Below are 15,992 nucleotides of genomic sequence, written 5' to 3' on the forward strand. Positions count from 1 at the left end.
TATCAAATTTAAAAAATTACACCATTACCCGTTAACAAATCCGATAATTAACTGCGTTATAAAGTCAATCTGCTCTTCATCCAATTCTGTGTGCATCGGTAAAGACAATACCTCTGTCACCAATTGATTCGTTACCGGAAAATCTGCTTCATTGTAACGGTCATCTACATAAGCTTTTTGTTTATGTAACGGAATTGGATAGTATACCCCAAAAGGAACTTCATTTTTAGCTAAAAATTGCCCTAACTCATCTCTTTTTCCATTTGTGATTCTCAATGTATATTGATGAAAGACATGACAATCGCACACATCGCAAATACCTTGACAATTATTAACCGTTACAGGAGTCATAATATGTTCTTGCCCCTCAAAAGCTTTAGAATATGCCCTTGCAGCATTTCTTCTTGCCTCACAATAACCATCTAACTTAGGTAGTTTTGCACGTAAAACTGCAGCCTGTATAGAATCTAGTCTAGAATTTACACCAACCACGTCATGATGATAACGCTCGTACATACCATGATTAACGATACCACGTAAGGTATGTGCCAAATCATCATCATTGGTGAAAATTGCACCACCATCACCATAACATCCTAAATTTTTAGAAGGAAAAAATGACGTAGCACCAACATGCCCCATACTACCTGCCATATGCTTTGTACCATCTTTTGATAAATATTTAGCCCCTATTGCCTGAGCATTATCTTCAATAACAAACAAATCGTGTTTTTTAGCCAGGTCAAGTATAACATCCATATTGGCGCATTGGCCGAAAAGATGAACCGGTACAATTGCTTTTGTTTTTGGAGTTATCGCTTTTTCTATAGCTTCAATATTAATATTGAAAGTATCTGGATAAACATCTACCAAAACCGGAGTCAGCTGTAACAATGCAATAACCTCTACTGTTGCAGCAAAAGTAAAATCTGCAGTAATAACTTCATCGCCTGGCTTTAGACCCAAACCCATCATTGCAATTTGCAAAGCATCGGTACCATTAGCACATGGTATAACATGCTTAACTTGAAGATAATCTTCTAGTTCTTTTTGAAAAGCATGAACTTCAGGACCATTTATATATGCCGAGGTTTCTAATATTTGAGCTATAGAAGAATTTACTTGTTCTTTAATTTCTTGGTATTGACCGCCAAGGTCTACCATTTGTATCTTTTTCATCTGTTGTAATTACATGAAGTCATACAAAAATACGAAACGGGCGACACTAATTTTATGGAAAGAAACGTAATTTAGCCCAAAAGCATCAGTTTGTACTTTCTTTATAACCTTATCGTAATATGCGCATCTACTATTTTAAAGGTATTGGCATTGGTGAATTCTAAACTCTCGCTATTTGTAAATGGCAGGAAAGAGACAATCTCCTTAATTAAAAAATCCGTTTCAATAGATGACAACGTTATTTGGATTCATGCAGCCTCATTAGGTGAATACGAGCAAGGATTACCCATTTTAGAAAAAATAAAAATTGATTATCCTTCGTATAAAATAATCCTAACCTTTTTTTCTCCTTCTGGTTATGAAGTGAAAAAGAACAATAAAATAGCTGATGTTACCTGTTACCTACCTATGGATACGAAGAGCAACGTAAATTCCTTTTTGACAGCCGCACACCCAGATATCGCCATTTTTATTAAATATGAAATATGGCCCAACTACTTACATGCATTAAAAAAAGCTAATACACCAATATTTTTAATCTCAGCATTATTTAAAGAGAATCAGATTTATTTTAAGTGGTATGGTGGTTTTATGCGTCGATCACTAAATGAGTTCTCACATTTTTTTGTACAGAATGAAACATCAAAAACACTATTAAATTCCATTGGACATACCAATATTACCATTGCCGGAGACACTCGTTTTGATAGGGTAAATGAAATTTTAGAAAGAAACAACGCATTAGATTTCATGACACGTTTTAAAGATGGTAAATTTTGCCTAGTTGCAGGCAGTACGTGGCCTGAAGATGAGAAGTTGATAGTAGAATATATTAATAAGACCACCTACCCTATTAAATTTGTAATCGCACCACACACTGTTAAGGACAATCATATTCAAGAAATAATTCAATCTTTAGACAAGAAGGTTACACGCTTTACAACGCTAGAGAATAGTGATCTAGAAGATTGCGAAGTGCTAATTATTGACACCATTGGGCTTTTAACCAAAATTTACAGCTATGCAGATATGGCTTATGTTGGCGGCGGCTTTGCGACAGGTCTGCACAATACCTTAGAGCCAGCAGTTTTCGGTATACCGGTAATCATTGGTCCGAAATATGACGGATTTGCAGAAGTGGAAGAATTAGTTGATCTAAAAGGTGTTATTACTATTGAAAACGCAAATGAGTTTACAAAACTCACTAATAATTGTTTTACCAATGATGACTTTAGAGTAAAAACTGGATGTATAAATACCGCATATATCAAAAATAAATCTGGTGCCACAGACCGTATAATGACCATACTTAATTCAGTAATTGGTTAAACCTTACACTTAGTAATTTATCTACCCACGCTCTATTTCGCATAATTCTCAACGAAGTTTTATGCCTATTAATATTCATTAATTATACTGTACAAAGGAGTTTTGCTTACGTTAATCGATTTTACAAGCCTATACAACAGTACTTTATACTAGATAAACCTATATTGAGTACAGAACAATAGAACAAAGATTATGGAAAGAGAACTAACACCCGGAGTTAAAATACTCAACGGATTTCTTAAATTAATGATTACCTGTTTAGTCGTAATACTTTTAGCTGTACCACTAGCAGGAATAGCAGATTGGCTTGGAGTTATTATATAATTAGATTCAATAACATACTTTAAAAACAACACTACATTCGTTAACTAGTAGAATTTGCAACAAATCGAAATCGACGAGTTGCCACTTTTATGGGGTGAATTACATTTCGGCACTACTTCAAACCACAAATTTGTAAGTTTTTACATCGTATTTGTAAATTTATACAACATTTTGTATTGAAATGTTGCCCAATTCAACTAACTTTAGTAGTGTAACTTTAAAGTAGGTAATGTTATGAACGATTTATCATTTAAAACCGGAGTAGAAACTTATCTATCCGTGCTTGTTATTGCAATGCATGCATTTTTAGCAGTAGTTGTAGTAGGAGCTTTTTTAGCCCTAATAGGGATTGTCTAACCTTTTAATACCAAACCCTTATTGAAAAAAATTACTTCAAAAAAATGCCCCTTTTAAAAGGGGCATTTTTCATTTTATAAAGTTATACGATTACATCATTAAATATAATCACTTGATTAATCTTGATTTTGCCTTTTTCCTTCTTTTCCAAATATCCAAAACATCAAGTGAAAACGGCATTGTTTGCCAAATGGTTGGATAAACTTTACTATTTTTCATTCTTTAAATAATTAACAATTATATCATGCAAAGGTGATCTAAAGTATAACTATGCAAAACATGGATATTATCAAGTTTCTATGCTGAATTAACTTAAACCTTACCTTAAATCACAATTTACACCAGTTAAGAAAATTATTATACTCCTAAAGTTATAATATATAAACAAAAGAAGCCGTCAAAAATGAATTTGACGGCTTCCCTTTTAATTAAATTATTCTATTGGTAAACCCTTACATAATCCACTTCCATTGTGTCTTCTGTAAATGCTGGATCTATAGCGCCACCAAGTGTACCGCCCATTGCAATATTCATAATTAGAAAGAAATCACTATTAAAGGGTGTAGTTGCACTATTGACTAAACTATTATGGACTAGCTCCCCATCAACTACGAACTTAATACTATCTGGAGTCCATTCAACCGTATAGTTATGAAATTCTGACGTGGCGGTTTCTACAGGCGTACTACCTACAACTGCATTACCACCAAAATTACCAGGATAATGCAACGCACTACTAATAGTATTGCTGTTGTTACCTACATGCTCCATAATATCTATTTCACCCGTTGCAGGCCATCCTACTTCATCAAAATTGGCACCTAATGCCCAAAGTGCAGGCCAAGTACCGCCAGCCGAAGGAAGTTTTGCTCTAATCTCTACTCTACCATATGTGAATTCAAATAAATTTTCAGATTTAATTCTAGCAGAAGTATAAGCTGCATCACCCGAAGGACTTACTCCGAAATCAAAGAACAACACTACCCTATCATAATTAAATGCCGGAGCACCACTAAGGTCAAAAGATAATGTCTCCCAAGACTCTGATACCGATGTAGTTGCATCTACTTCAAAAAATTCTTCTGAATTTGCTTGATTTTCGATTTTCAATCTAACCACTGCACCTGTTACAGGAGACCAAGTATTTATATTCATACTTGAATATGTCTCTAAATCTAAAGGAGCGGCAATATCAAAAAATGAACCTGCCCAAACTTCGGCACCACTATTCTTTGTTGATTCTGCTACTGTACCAGAAGTATTTACACCCGATGCATCAGGATTGTCTATTACAGCAGTTGAAGCTCCACCAAAATCTGTAAATACCGGTGCGCTACTTTCAAAATCCTGTACAGATAAAGTTTCACCACCAGTAGCGATCAGAGTAATATCATCATAATAATGAACAGCTCCACCAACTGCACCAGAACCTCTAGCAGTAATTTTAAGAACACCATCTTCCACAATTACATTATCCGAGCTATCTGTATATTCTTGAGCTTCACCGTTACCCCAGCCACCTGCTCCAAGGTCATACGTCCAATTTGCAGGATTAGGTGCACCATCTACATCAAACTCATCAGACCATATCAAATTAGTATAAATGGTTTCTAAACTTTCTTCACCACTACCAGTTGAAGGAGCCGAGGTAAATCTTAAATACCAAGCCAAATCCGCATTCTTGGTATCGTAAGTTCTAACGTAAAGTAAATTTTCACTTATAGTTAATATTTCATATGTAGATGAACCTACATAATAACTCATGAATCCTCCATCAGAAAATTCCATTTGCATACCCGTTGTTTCCGCAGTTGGCACATTTCCTTCTACCGATGAAAAGGTTACGTCTTTTTCTCCAGAACTATCATAGTCATAACAATAATCTTCGTCTGCTGTTCCCCCAACTACATCTTTATGTCCGACGTTAAAAAAGGTTTGACCCTTATTATCCAAAACATAAGTAACATCACCACTATCATCAACTGTAAATGTTAATTCATCATCACAAAAACAATCGGATATTTCGATTGCACATTTTTCAAAAGCTTGGGCTGAATACCATTTAGGGTACCACCAATCACCATCAATACCTTCTCTTGCCGGACCTAATCCTAAATGACCTGGTTGAGCTGCTGCCAAAAACCAAGTTTTAGAATTTCCGTCGGTAATTAAATTAACTAAATCTGAATTTGTAGCAGGCAAAATTATAGTGACTTGAACAGTTTCTGTTAAGGTAGTACCATCATAACCAATTGCGGTAATTGTTACAATAAACGTATTTTCTCCCGCCGTGGTGTAGGTTTTTGAAATAAAACCCGTTAGAGATTCCCCTGTAGTACCATCCCCAAAGTCGTAGGTGTAACTCTTGGCTCCTGAAGCACTAGGAGTAAACATTACTATACCAGAACCATCATCTTTTATTTCGGTGGTAACCGCTAAATTAGATAAAGCCCCAGTCGAAAAGGTATCATCATCTTCACAGCTAGCAAAGACCATTAAAAATACAAACATTGTGTACATAAAGTTTTTCATAGTTTAATTTTTTGTTAGAGTTAATTATTTGACTTAGAAATCACCCTGAACATTACACATACTATTGTTGTGTTCTGATAAGAATAATCGCTATCGCAATTTAAATCAGAACATTATTAATTTCTAAATTATCGCCCCTACAAAAAACATACAATTCAAAAAAAAGATATAATAAAAGAGATTATCGTAATAAAATATAGGCGTTGCCTAAATATATCATTAGCAGTATGAAATTTATTAACTAGTGTAAAAGTTTAAGAATGTTGTGGTAATGTTGTGGTGATTTCACCAAGTGTTGAGGAAACTATAAATTGATGATATACTCGGTTAAACCAGCTTCATGTGCTAAATTCATTTTTTTTCGCAAACGATACCTTTTCACCTCTACGCTTCTAACAGATATATTTAAAAGTGGAGCAATTTCTTTAGAGGATAAATTCAATCTTAAGTATGCGCACAATCTTAAGTCGTTCGCAGATAAATCTGGATGCTTCTCTTTCACATTTTTCAAAAAGTCTTTATCGGCATTATTAAAAGCATTTTCAAAAAATTTCCAATCGTCAGCGTTATTAATATTTCTATCTATAGTTCTAATAACTGATTTTATTTGAGGATTTTCATCACTCTTTTTCAACTTGTCTTTGATTGAATTTAAAAATTCATTCTTCTTTATAATACTCATGGTAGAGATTGCCAATTCTCTATTCTTACTTTCAACCAACTCTTGTAACTGCTCATTTTTAATTTGAATAATTTTCTTTTGACTTTTTAATTTTTTACGTTTTAAAAGCCTTTGATTTTCTTTTATGAGTTGCTGTTGCTGCCTTTTATAATGGTTTTTATATAGTTTATGAATTAAAATAGAAAGCAGAGCCCCAAGAAAAATATAACATAAAATTGCCCAGTAAGATATATACCATGGTCGCTGTATAACAAACGTATAAGTGGCTATGTTTTTAGATAACTCATTTCCCACTCTTGCTCTTACTTTAAGTTCATAAGAACCATAGGGTAAATTTTCAAAGGAAACATTAGGGCTTGTTGACCAACTACTCCATTCATTATAAAACCCATTTAATTCATACTGGTAATATACCTCTGTGTACTTATCATACTCGGTAACATTGTAATTAAAATTTATAGTATTCTCTGCATATTTAAATTCCTGAGAACCATTAAGAACAATATCCACCTTAGGGGATTCGTGTGTTTTTCTATAAATGGAATTAATATGTATTTGATAATCTTTCTGTTTTACTTTTTGTAAATCTAAAGTAACGTAACCATTAGAGATTCCGATTAAATAAAGTTCCTTTTCTAAATGAACCACAGATTCAAAACCCAAGACACCCATACTGCGTCTAAAAGATTTAGGAATTGGAATTTTTACTGTTTGTGGTTCATTACTTAAATGTCCATTAGAAACACTAATTATATTATCATTTGTAAATCCCCATAACCTTTCTGAATTATTAGTGGATTGTAATATACCAACAATACTCTCATCAGTATTAAAGAATTTAGTGGTAAGTACAGAGTCTTTCAGAAAATCATGTTGTTCCGCATTATATTTAAAAACTCCGTTTATAGTACTGTAAACAATATCATCTCTATAGCGAACTAAACTTGAACCAATACCTTTAGATTCTTTGTGATCACTTTCTATGACTTTAGTAAATTCTGAATCAACCGTTAAATCGAATATCCCTTTATAATCATGATTTACAAGTAAATGATGTTCCCCAACAAATTCAAAAAACCTACTAGAATTATCAAATCCTATAATATCATTACGGTATTGCCATTGATTATTTTTTCGTTCCAATACACTTAAACCTTTATAGTTTCCTTGTATCAATAAATCCTCTTGGTTTTTTAAAGATTGAATATCCCAAGTTCCTGGTTCATTAGAAATCTTGGTTGCATTTTCATTTTCTATTACGTAAGTACCGTTATGATGACCACAGAACAATGTACCGTCAATTTCTTTTAATAACCATACTTGGCCTTGTGTACCATTTACAAGTTGAAAGCCATCTACTCCAAAGGTTCTTCTATAGAATAAACCCTGATTAGTACCTAAGTATAAAATGTCACCTAATTTCTTAGCAGTATACACAACACCAATAGCACCAACATGATCTATATATTCTTTAAATGGTGAGTCTAAATTTATGATGGTTATACCGTTATCTAGCCCCAGCCATAAGTTTTGGTCGTAATCTTGAAATAAGGATAATACTGTATTATTGTTTAGCCCTTTTTCTTGATTAATATGCCTTATCAACAATCCATTAGCATCTAAATGAAAGATACCTTTGGATATTGTTCCCAATATAATAGAACCATCATTTAGACGTAAAGTACTATGGATTTTGGTTGTTGATAAATCTACTTCTGCTGATATTTCCCATTTTATCAGCTGAGAACCATCTAAATAATAAAATTCTCCAAGTTCCGTAATTACTAGAATTTTAGTTGCCGATTGAAAAACACCAACAATACCTGTATTTTTAAGAACTGCATCATTAGACACCAAAATAGGTGTACCATTATCTAGCGTATATAAACCTTTACCAATTTTTTGAAAGTATAATTTGTTTCCAACTTCAAATATTTTAGGACTTATGGTCTCTACCTCCAACATTTCAAATGAAGCATTCTTAACATTGTAGATATAAATTCTATCTAAAGATTGAAATAAAATCCAATCTTTAAAATGCGTAATATTCCAAAAATCCTCATCTTCTATAAGGGAAGTATTTAAATGAGCTGATAGTGAAGTGTATTCTAGAGTCCCGAATTCATTTCCTTTCCAATATCCAAATTCCATGTAACTACCAGTGTAAACCCTATCATCAACAACCTTTACAGATTTTACAGGAGTACCGTAAGGAACTTGATATAACTTCCACGATGTACCGTTGAATGCCATTAACCCACTATTGTTGGCTAAGTACACAGAGGCATCATTAGATTGGTCTATAGACCAATTTTGATTACCGGCATTATATTCTATAGGAGTAAAATTCTGTATTGGCGGCAACTCTTGAGCTGAAATACACAATGCAAAAAGAAATATTACACTAAAATAAGATTTCAATATCATTGAAGGGGAGATGAAATTTGTTGAATTTAAATATAAGATATTTAAAATTGGACATCATATTAAGTGCATTGAAATTCCTTGACACCAAAATAGCATGTCATATTTCTTGATTAATTTTTATAACAACTTAAAAGCATTTATAAGTTATTAATTAACTTGTGGTACACAACCTAAATACCAATGAAAAAATTTACATTACTCTGTTTAGCCCTATTAACAATTCAATCATCATTATCCCAAACAACTCAAAAAAATAGGGTAATTATACTTTCTGATATTGAAGCAGACCCAGATGACACACAATCATTTGTACGTTTATTTCTCTACGCAAATGAAATCGACATTAAAGGAATTGTCGCTACTACGTCTTGTTGGATGCAAACTACTATTAACCCAAATTCTATTGAAAAAATAGTTGATGCATATGGCAAAATTCAACCTAACCTTCTTAAACATCAAAAAGATTATCCTTCTGCAGAAGCTTTACGCTCAATTATTAAAGAAGGCTTGCCAAAATATGGCATGACAGGAGTTGGAGATGGAATGGATTCTGAAGGTTCTGATTGGATAATAAACGAGTTGGAAAAAGATGATGACCGCCCTCTTTGGATATCTGTTTGGGGCGGTGTAAATACGTTAGCACAATCTCTGCATAAAATAAAAAACACAAAAAGCATAAAAGATGCTAAAAAGTTGATTTCTAAACTTAGAGTTTATACTATTTCTGATCAAGATGATAGCGGATTATGGATCAGAAACAATTTTCCTGATGTTTTCTATATAGTATCCCCTGGTGATAATTATGAAGACGCTACGTGGACGGGAGTCAATACTTTTATAAAGGGTATAGATAACACAACCATTAGTAATGAATGGCTAGCAGATAACATTCAACAAAACCATGGCCCACTTGGTGCAATATACCCAGATGTTGCATGGGGCGTTGAAGGAGATACCCCGGCATTTTTATCGTTGATACCAAATGGACTAAACGAATCTGAACATCCTAATTGGGGTTCATGGGGTGGGCGTTATGAGCTATACAAACCAGATTTTTCCAAAACTAAAAAAGGGAACTCCATAGTTGAGATTGGGGCTGAAAAACGGGCTATTTGGACTAATGCAATTGATAATTACATACCACACATACCATCTAAATATGGCAGATCCGTTAAACCTGATTCTACTTCATTTACAGGATTCAAAGAAACACTTTGGCGCTGGAGAGATGATTTTAACAATGATTTTGCCGCTCGTATGGATTGGTGTACCATGAGCTTTGAAAATGCTAATCACCCTCCCGTACCTGTACTAAGTCATCCCCAAGAATTTGAAGTAAAATCTGGTCAAGCGTTCAGTTTAGATGCACTAGACTCTACAGATCCAGATGGAGATAATTTGAGCTTTTTATGGTTTCACTATCCAGAAGAAAGCTCGTATAAAGAAAAAATTAACCTAGGCGCCGACAATGTTCATATTGTTCATGCAACCGCACCTAAAGTAACAAAGAAAGGAACATTACATTTTATACTAAAAGTAACCGACAAAGGGTCTCCCGCGCTATCTAGGTATAAACGGGTTATTGTTACGATTACCCCTTAATTATTTTATGACACTATTCATAAAATCCTCCTTATAAGCCCTACCTATGGGAAGAAGAGTATTTTCTTCTAACTGTATTTGATTACCTGTTATCTTAAGAATTTTTGAAATATTTAATATGTACGATTTATGTATTCTTGAGAATTTTTGTGGATCCAAATATTCTTGCCAGTAACGTAATGTTTCTTGAGAAAGATGTCTCTGGTCTTTTGTATGAATTTCAGTATAATCTGCATCTGAACGAATGTAACAAATGTCACCTACTTCTATTTTGATGTGTTCGTATCCAGATTTGATAAACACTACGTCTGTAAATTCATTGCTACCCAAACCTTTAGATTTTTTAGAAAAGGCTATAGTATTAATAGGCACTTTATGTACCGCTTGTATAAAACGTTCAAAGGAATATGGTTTAAGAAGGTAGTCTACCACATCATATTCATAACTCTCCAAAGCATAATCTGAAAATGCCGTAGTTAATATTATGCTAGGTCGGTGCTTTACAACTTTTAAAAAATCAATACCCGAAATTTTAGGTAAATGAATATCTAAAAAAATCAAATCAATGGTATTGGTCTTTAAAAAATCTATGGCTGACAGGGCATCGGCAAAAGTAGCTTTAAGCGCTAAGTTTCCTATATCAGAAATATATTTTTTCAACACTCTTTGTGCTGGTGGTTGGTCTTCTATAATAATGCACTTTATCATATGCTACCTTGTGTTAACATTAACCTCAAATGAACGTAGTATATATTTTGATCTTCTTGAATGTACATTTTATGTGCATTGGGATATAAAAGTTGTAATCGTTTTTTTACGTTCTTCAGACCTATACCATGAGAAAGCTTATCTGTATTTGTCGTTTCTAAAAAAGAGTTTCTACATTCAAAATTTAAAAAACCTTTATCATCCAATGAAATATTTACATCTATAAATATACCATCGGCCTGGCTAGCCGTACTATGCTTAAATGCATTTTCTATAAAAACAGATAAAATTAAAGGGGCAATTTCATAGTTGTCTTTAATATGTTTTGTTTGAAAACTAACCTTACCTCTTTCTTCGATCTGTAATTCGTTCAACTGGGTAAAATTTTTCAAATGTTCAATTTCCTTTCCCAGTCCAACAAATTTAGCCCTACAATCATATAGCATATACCGCAAAACCGAAGATAGCTCAAGTATAATAGATGGTGTCTTAGGCGATTGTTCTATGGCATATGAATATAGATTATTCAGGTTATTGAACAAAAAATGCGGGTTTATCTGTGACTTCAAGAATAACAATTCACTTTCTTTGACCGACGTCCTAAGTTCCTCCACTTCCAACTGTTTTATAGAGGCGTCCCATGCAAACTTAAATCCCACTAAAATTAAAATTACGGGCATTACATCTAATAGACTATAAACTATCCCGGGGAAAAATTTTGCCCTTGAATCCGGATAGTATATTTGTTCTAAAACAAGTTCTTCAAAAGCCATAATTATACTTACCAAAACAGCTACACAACAAAAGAAAAGAACGTATTTTTTTTGATAAAAAAATAGAGGTAACAACACATAATTTATCACTAGGGCACCCAAGGCATAGTTAAGAAAAGTCACAATTTTAAATCCTTGAATTTCAGGTTCGTACCTGTCAAAAGAAAAAAATAAAAATACCACAATATGCAATAGAATCTGAAAAAGAATTTCGTTTCTAGTTGTATTTTTAAAAAATGGAGTAAAGGTCATATTATAAAAATAACGTTTTACAGACATACGCAATTCAACAAAACCGCCAACGACAATAAATTACTGGTAAACGCCATTTAATATGACGATGTCGTTTACACTATAACATTTGTCGTTTGCAGAATTTAGCTATTAAAACATAAAAGTAAAATGCATCTTTACATACAAACTCATCAACTTTTAATATGCATAATCAACTTACTTTATTAACATTATTGTTCGTTTCATTTATAGGCGTCAATACTTTAATAGCTCAAAATACAACAACTATTACCGGTAAAATAGTAGAAGCTAATGACGGTGGCCCTATCGAATTTGCAACGGTTTTAGTTGGGAATCCTACAGACCAAAAACCTATTGTAGGCACTACCACCCTACAAGATGGGAGCTTTGTGTTAGAAACCAATGCACAAGAATTTTATATTGAAGTCAGTTTTATAGGTTTCACTACCAAAAGGTTTGACAATCCTAAAATTGTAAACGGTAAAATTGATTTAGGTACGGTAGCTATTGCAGAAGATTCCCAGCAATTGGATGAAGTTGTAGTGCAAGGGGAAATTAGCCAGACCGTTTTTAAATTAGATAAGCGCGTTTTTAATGTAGGTGCAGATTTAAGTAGTACGGGCGCCAGCGCATTAGAAGTTTTAAATAATGTACCGTCTGTTAATGTAAATATTGAAGGGCAAATTAGTTTACGAGGTAGCCAAGGTGTACAAATGCTTATAAATGGCAAGCCATCTGTAATAGCCAATGAGCAGGGAAATGCTTTGGGAACCTTAACGGCAGATATGATAGAGCGTATTGAGGTAATTACAAACCCATCTGCAAAATACGATGCAGAAGGTACTTCTGGCATCATCAATATAGTACTTAAAAAAGAAGAGAAAAAAGGGTTGAATGGTGCCGTAACTTTAAATACGGGCATACCTAACAATCATAGTATTGGTTTAAGTCTTAACCGAAGAACAGAAAAATTCAATCTATTTAGCCAGTTAGGTTTTGGTCGCAGAACATTTCCTAGTGACGAGGAGACCGAAAATAGGAATCTTATAGATGACACTTACATTAGCAGCATTGGAAAAAATGATAAGAACGAAACGTTTTTCAATCTTATTCTTGGAACAGATTACCACATTAACGACCTCAACGTAATTACATTATCTGGAAATTTTGCATACGAATGGGAAAAAGAAAATGCTGATGCTATTTTTAATACATTAAATTCTAGCAACACATTAACAGATGCTTTTAGGCGTACAGAGTTGACTACGGCCACCAACCCTAAATACTCATACGAACTTCAATATAAAAAAGATTTTGAAGGCAATGATGAGCAGTCTTTATTATTAAGTGCTACTGGAAATCTTTTTGCAAAAGATCAAACATCAGATTTTACAAATACCACTACCATAGGTAATGAAGATGATATGATGCAACGTAGTAGAACAGATTTTAGCCAAGCAGAATATACGTTCAAGGCAGATTACACATATCCTTTTTCAGAGAAATTTACTCTTGAAACGGGTGCTCAATATCAAATTAACGATGTAGAGAATGATTTTGCAATAAGTGATTTCAATGGTGGAAATTTCATTGAAAATCCTGATTTAACCAATGTTTTTGAATGGACTCAAAAAGTATTTGGTATTTATGGAACCACCGCATACGAAAGTGATAGATGGGGCTTAAAAGTAGGATTACGATTTGAAGACACTGATGTTGCTACGCTATTACAAAACACAAATGTCAGTAATGATAAAAAGTATAGTAATCTTTTTCCAAGTGGGCATACTTCTTATAAAGTTAACGATGATCTTTCGCTGCAAGCAGGCTATTCTAAACGTATATTCAGACCTAGGCTCTGGGATTTAAATCCGTTTTACAACATTAGAAATAATTTCAGCATTAGTACGGGTAATGCAGATTTGCAAGCAGAATTCACAGATAGTTATGAGGTTACCAGTATCTATAAAATAGGCAAGGTTTCTATGAATCTTGGTGTCTTTTTTAGACATACAGAAGATGTTGTAGAACGTATTGTAGCGTTTGAAGACAATGTAAGTATATCTAGACCTGAAAATGTTGGTATCAACAATACAACCGGTATAGAGTTTAATGCGAAATATATTCCTGCAAATTGGTTGTCTTTTACCAATGATTTTAACTACAGTCACTTTACCAGAGAAGGAGATTTTGAAGGGAATTTGTTTGATTTCAAAGGAGACCAGTGGTCCACAAGACTTACTAGCAAGTTTAAATTACCAGCCGATATTGATTTAGAATTTATTGGAAATTACCGCTCAGGGTATAGAACGTTACAACAAGAAATCACTGAAAACATATTTATGGATTTTGGGGCACGAAAGAAAATTTTTAAAGGAAAAGCAATAGTTAATTTAAGTGTTAGAGACGTTTTCGCTTCACGTATTAGCGAAAGTATTACCAGCCAACCAGAATACTATTTAAGAGATTTTAGTCAAAGAGGTCGCTTTGTAACCTTAGGTATTAGTTTTGGTTTTGGAAAAGGAGAAGCAATGGAATTTTCAGGTCAAAAACATTTTTAACCGCAACAAATAAGTAATATTTAGAAACAGTACTTCTTAATAAGACAAAGACACCCTATTTATAATTTACAAATTAGATAAAACAAAAAAGGTCAGCTATTAGCTGACCTTTTTCTATTCTAAATATTCACTTTTATTTTACTTCAACACCTTTCCAAAACGCAACAAATCCTTTAATACCCTTTGCTAATTCTGAAACTTCTGGGTAATACCATGCCGCATCTTTATTTACTTTACCATTTACTTCTACATCGTAATAAGAAGCAACTCCTTTCCAGGGGCAACTTGTATGTGTATCCGTAGTTTTAAAAAACTCTTTTTTAATATCGTTCGGCGGAAAATAATAATTTCCTTCAATTACAACAGTTGCATCACTTTCTGCTATAACAACATCGTTCCAAATTGCTTTTACCATTTTTTAAGATATTTATTTCTCTTAGACTAACTCAGTTTTTATAACAGCTTCCGACTCAAATGTTTTATGAACAGGGCATTTATCGGCGATTTCTAATAATCTTTTTCTTTGTGTATCGTCTAGATTACCAAATAATTCAATTTTCCTTTTAAAGGTATCAATTTTTTTGACCACTGATGTATTCTCAGAATCAGGTGCATGTTCTTTACCGTGATCTACATGGACAATGACTTTCTGTAAATCCCATTTTTTTCTAGTTGCATACATTCTTAAGGTCATTGCCGTACAAGCACCTAAACCAGAAGCCAAATAGTCATAAGGTGATGGTCCGAAATCATTACCACCAAAATCTATTGGTTCATCTGCTATTAACAAATGATTACCCGAAACAATTTCAGAGGTAAAACCTTCATTACCGATAATTACCGCTACTTGGTGTGCAGTTTTCAATTCTTGTCTTTTCGGAATATCTAAATATCGTGATGCCCAACCAGCTATTACATTATCCAGATACGTAGAATCTTCATTATTCGTCAATAAATGATCTGCTTTATCTATGGATACAAAACTTTTTGGATGGTGCGTTCAAAACCCATATGTAGTGTTTTCTATATTTTTAATGTAATCATAGTATTAGAAGTAAATAATACTTAAAACTTACAGCAAGGAAAATAAGATTTGTTTTAGGCAAATAGAAATTTAAAATAAAAAAAGCCCTTCATTTCTGAAGAGCTTTTGACTCTGTACAGGCGGAGAGACTCGAACTCTCACACCTTGCGGCACTAGATCCTAAGTCTAGCGTGTCTACCAATTCCACCACGCCTGCATACTTTCCTAAATCACCAAAT

Annotated in this window: 11 protein-coding genes and 1 tRNA gene; 4 read left to right on the forward strand and 8 right to left on the reverse strand. The window is 33.5% G+C overall.

Going from position 1 to position 15,992, the window contains the following annotated elements; translation table 11 throughout:
- Positions 1-24 precede the first annotated feature (24 nt).
- Positions 25-1,179: a DegT/DnrJ/EryC1/StrS family aminotransferase gene (locus ACEN2N_RS02800; protein ID WP_441822881.1), complete on the reverse strand. Its 1,155-nt coding sequence runs from the start codon at positions 1,177-1,179 to the stop codon at positions 25-27.
- A 90-nt stretch (positions 1,180-1,269) separates the two neighbouring features.
- On the opposite strand from ACEN2N_RS02800, the gene ACEN2N_RS02805 reads away from it, so the two are divergent.
- Both ACEN2N_RS02805 and ACEN2N_RS02810 read left to right on the forward strand, forming a co-directional pair.
- Positions 1,270-2,508, forward strand: a complete 1,239-nt coding sequence (locus ACEN2N_RS02805) for a 3-deoxy-D-manno-octulosonic acid transferase (RefSeq protein ID WP_441822882.1) — start codon at positions 1,270-1,272, stop codon at positions 2,506-2,508.
- A 192-nt stretch (positions 2,509-2,700) separates the two neighbouring features.
- Positions 2,701-2,832 (forward strand): hypothetical protein, encoded by a 132-nt coding sequence (locus ACEN2N_RS02810; protein ID WP_423997632.1) that lies wholly within the window; start codon positions 2,701-2,703, stop codon positions 2,830-2,832.
- 795 nt (positions 2,833-3,627) lie between these two features.
- Here ACEN2N_RS02810 and ACEN2N_RS02815 read toward each other — a convergent pair.
- Both ACEN2N_RS02815 and ACEN2N_RS02820 read right to left on the reverse strand, forming a co-directional pair.
- On the reverse strand, positions 3,628-5,721 hold the full coding sequence (locus tag ACEN2N_RS02815) for a family 16 glycosylhydrolase (protein ID WP_441822883.1): 2,094 nt from the start codon (positions 5,719-5,721) through the stop codon (positions 3,628-3,630).
- 304 nt (positions 5,722-6,025) lie between these two features.
- Positions 6,026-8,830, reverse strand: a complete 2,805-nt coding sequence (locus ACEN2N_RS02820) for a triple tyrosine motif-containing protein (RefSeq protein ID WP_441822884.1) — start codon at positions 8,828-8,830, stop codon at positions 6,026-6,028.
- Positions 8,831-9,010: 180 nt separating this feature from the next.
- Between ACEN2N_RS02820 and ACEN2N_RS02825 the strand changes: the two genes are divergently transcribed.
- Positions 9,011-10,432, forward strand: coding sequence for a nucleoside hydrolase-like domain-containing protein (locus ACEN2N_RS02825; protein ID WP_441822885.1), 1,422 nt, complete (start codon positions 9,011-9,013; stop codon positions 10,430-10,432).
- Here the strand turns inward: ACEN2N_RS02825 and ACEN2N_RS02830 are convergent, their stop codons facing one another.
- Entirely contained in the window at positions 10,433-11,140 is a 708-nt protein-coding gene (locus ACEN2N_RS02830; protein WP_441822886.1) for a LytR/AlgR family response regulator transcription factor, read from the reverse strand.
- On the reverse strand, positions 11,137-12,165 hold the full coding sequence (locus ACEN2N_RS02835; RefSeq protein WP_441822887.1) for a sensor histidine kinase: 1,029 nt from the start codon (positions 12,163-12,165) through the stop codon (positions 11,137-11,139). The genes ACEN2N_RS02830 and ACEN2N_RS02835 overlap by 4 nt, the downstream gene beginning before the upstream one ends.
- Before the next feature lie 185 nt (positions 12,166-12,350).
- Between ACEN2N_RS02835 and ACEN2N_RS02840 the strand changes: the two genes are divergently transcribed.
- Positions 12,351-14,729 carry a TonB-dependent receptor domain-containing protein gene (locus ACEN2N_RS02840; RefSeq protein ID WP_441822888.1) on the forward strand — a complete coding sequence of 793 codons (2,379 nt, stop codon included), beginning with the start codon at positions 12,351-12,353 and terminating at the stop codon, positions 14,727-14,729.
- A gap of 133 nt (positions 14,730-14,862) precedes the next feature.
- Here ACEN2N_RS02840 and ACEN2N_RS02845 read toward each other — a convergent pair whose 3' ends face one another.
- The 3 genes from ACEN2N_RS02845 to ACEN2N_RS02855 all read right to left on the reverse strand — a co-directional run bounded on the left by ACEN2N_RS02845 (position 14,863) and on the right by ACEN2N_RS02855 (position 15,970).
- Positions 14,863-15,144 (reverse strand): DUF427 domain-containing protein, encoded by a 282-nt coding sequence (locus ACEN2N_RS02845; protein ID WP_441822889.1) that lies wholly within the window; start codon positions 15,142-15,144, stop codon positions 14,863-14,865.
- Between the two features lie 21 nt (positions 15,145-15,165).
- The gene (locus tag ACEN2N_RS02850; RefSeq protein ID WP_441822890.1) at positions 15,166-15,681 is read right to left on the reverse strand and encodes an OsmC family protein; all 516 of its coding nucleotides are present in this window, start codon (positions 15,679-15,681) and stop codon (positions 15,166-15,168) included.
- 207 nt (positions 15,682-15,888) lie between these two features.
- Positions 15,889-15,970, reverse strand: a tRNA-Leu gene (locus tag ACEN2N_RS02855).
- Positions 15,971-15,992 lie beyond the last annotated feature (22 nt).

Origin of the sequence: Maribacter spongiicola, from assembly GCF_052119685.1 — a bacterium.
Classification (GTDB): Bacteria; Bacteroidota; Bacteroidia; order Flavobacteriales; family Flavobacteriaceae; genus Maribacter; species Maribacter spongiicola_A.

Excerpts from the sequence above, each read along its gene's own strand:
- ACEN2N_RS02800 (WP_441822881.1), bottom strand. The coding sequence starts at position 1,179 with ATGAAAAAGATACAAATGGTAGACCTTGGCGGTCAATACCAAGAAATT.
- ACEN2N_RS02810 (WP_423997632.1), top strand. The coding sequence starts at position 2,701 with ATGGAAAGAGAACTAACACCCGGAGTTAAAATACTCAACGGATTTCTT.
- ACEN2N_RS02815 (WP_441822883.1), bottom strand. The coding sequence starts at position 5,721 with ATGAAAAACTTTATGTACACAATGTTTGTATTTTTAATGGTCTTTGCT.
- ACEN2N_RS02820 (WP_441822884.1), bottom strand. The coding sequence starts at position 8,830 with ATGATATTGAAATCTTATTTTAGTGTAATATTTCTTTTTGCATTGTGT.
- ACEN2N_RS02825 (WP_441822885.1), top strand. The coding sequence starts at position 9,011 with ATGAAAAAATTTACATTACTCTGTTTAGCCCTATTAACAATTCAATCA.
- ACEN2N_RS02830 (WP_441822886.1), bottom strand. The coding sequence starts at position 11,140 with ATGATAAAGTGCATTATTATAGAAGACCAACCACCAGCACAAAGAGTG.
- ACEN2N_RS02835 (WP_441822887.1), bottom strand. The coding sequence starts at position 12,165 with ATGACCTTTACTCCATTTTTTAAAAATACAACTAGAAACGAAATTCTT.
- ACEN2N_RS02840 (WP_441822888.1), top strand. The coding sequence starts at position 12,351 with ATGCATAATCAACTTACTTTATTAACATTATTGTTCGTTTCATTTATA.
- ACEN2N_RS02845 (WP_441822889.1), bottom strand. The coding sequence starts at position 15,144 with ATGGTAAAAGCAATTTGGAACGATGTTGTTATAGCAGAAAGTGATGCA.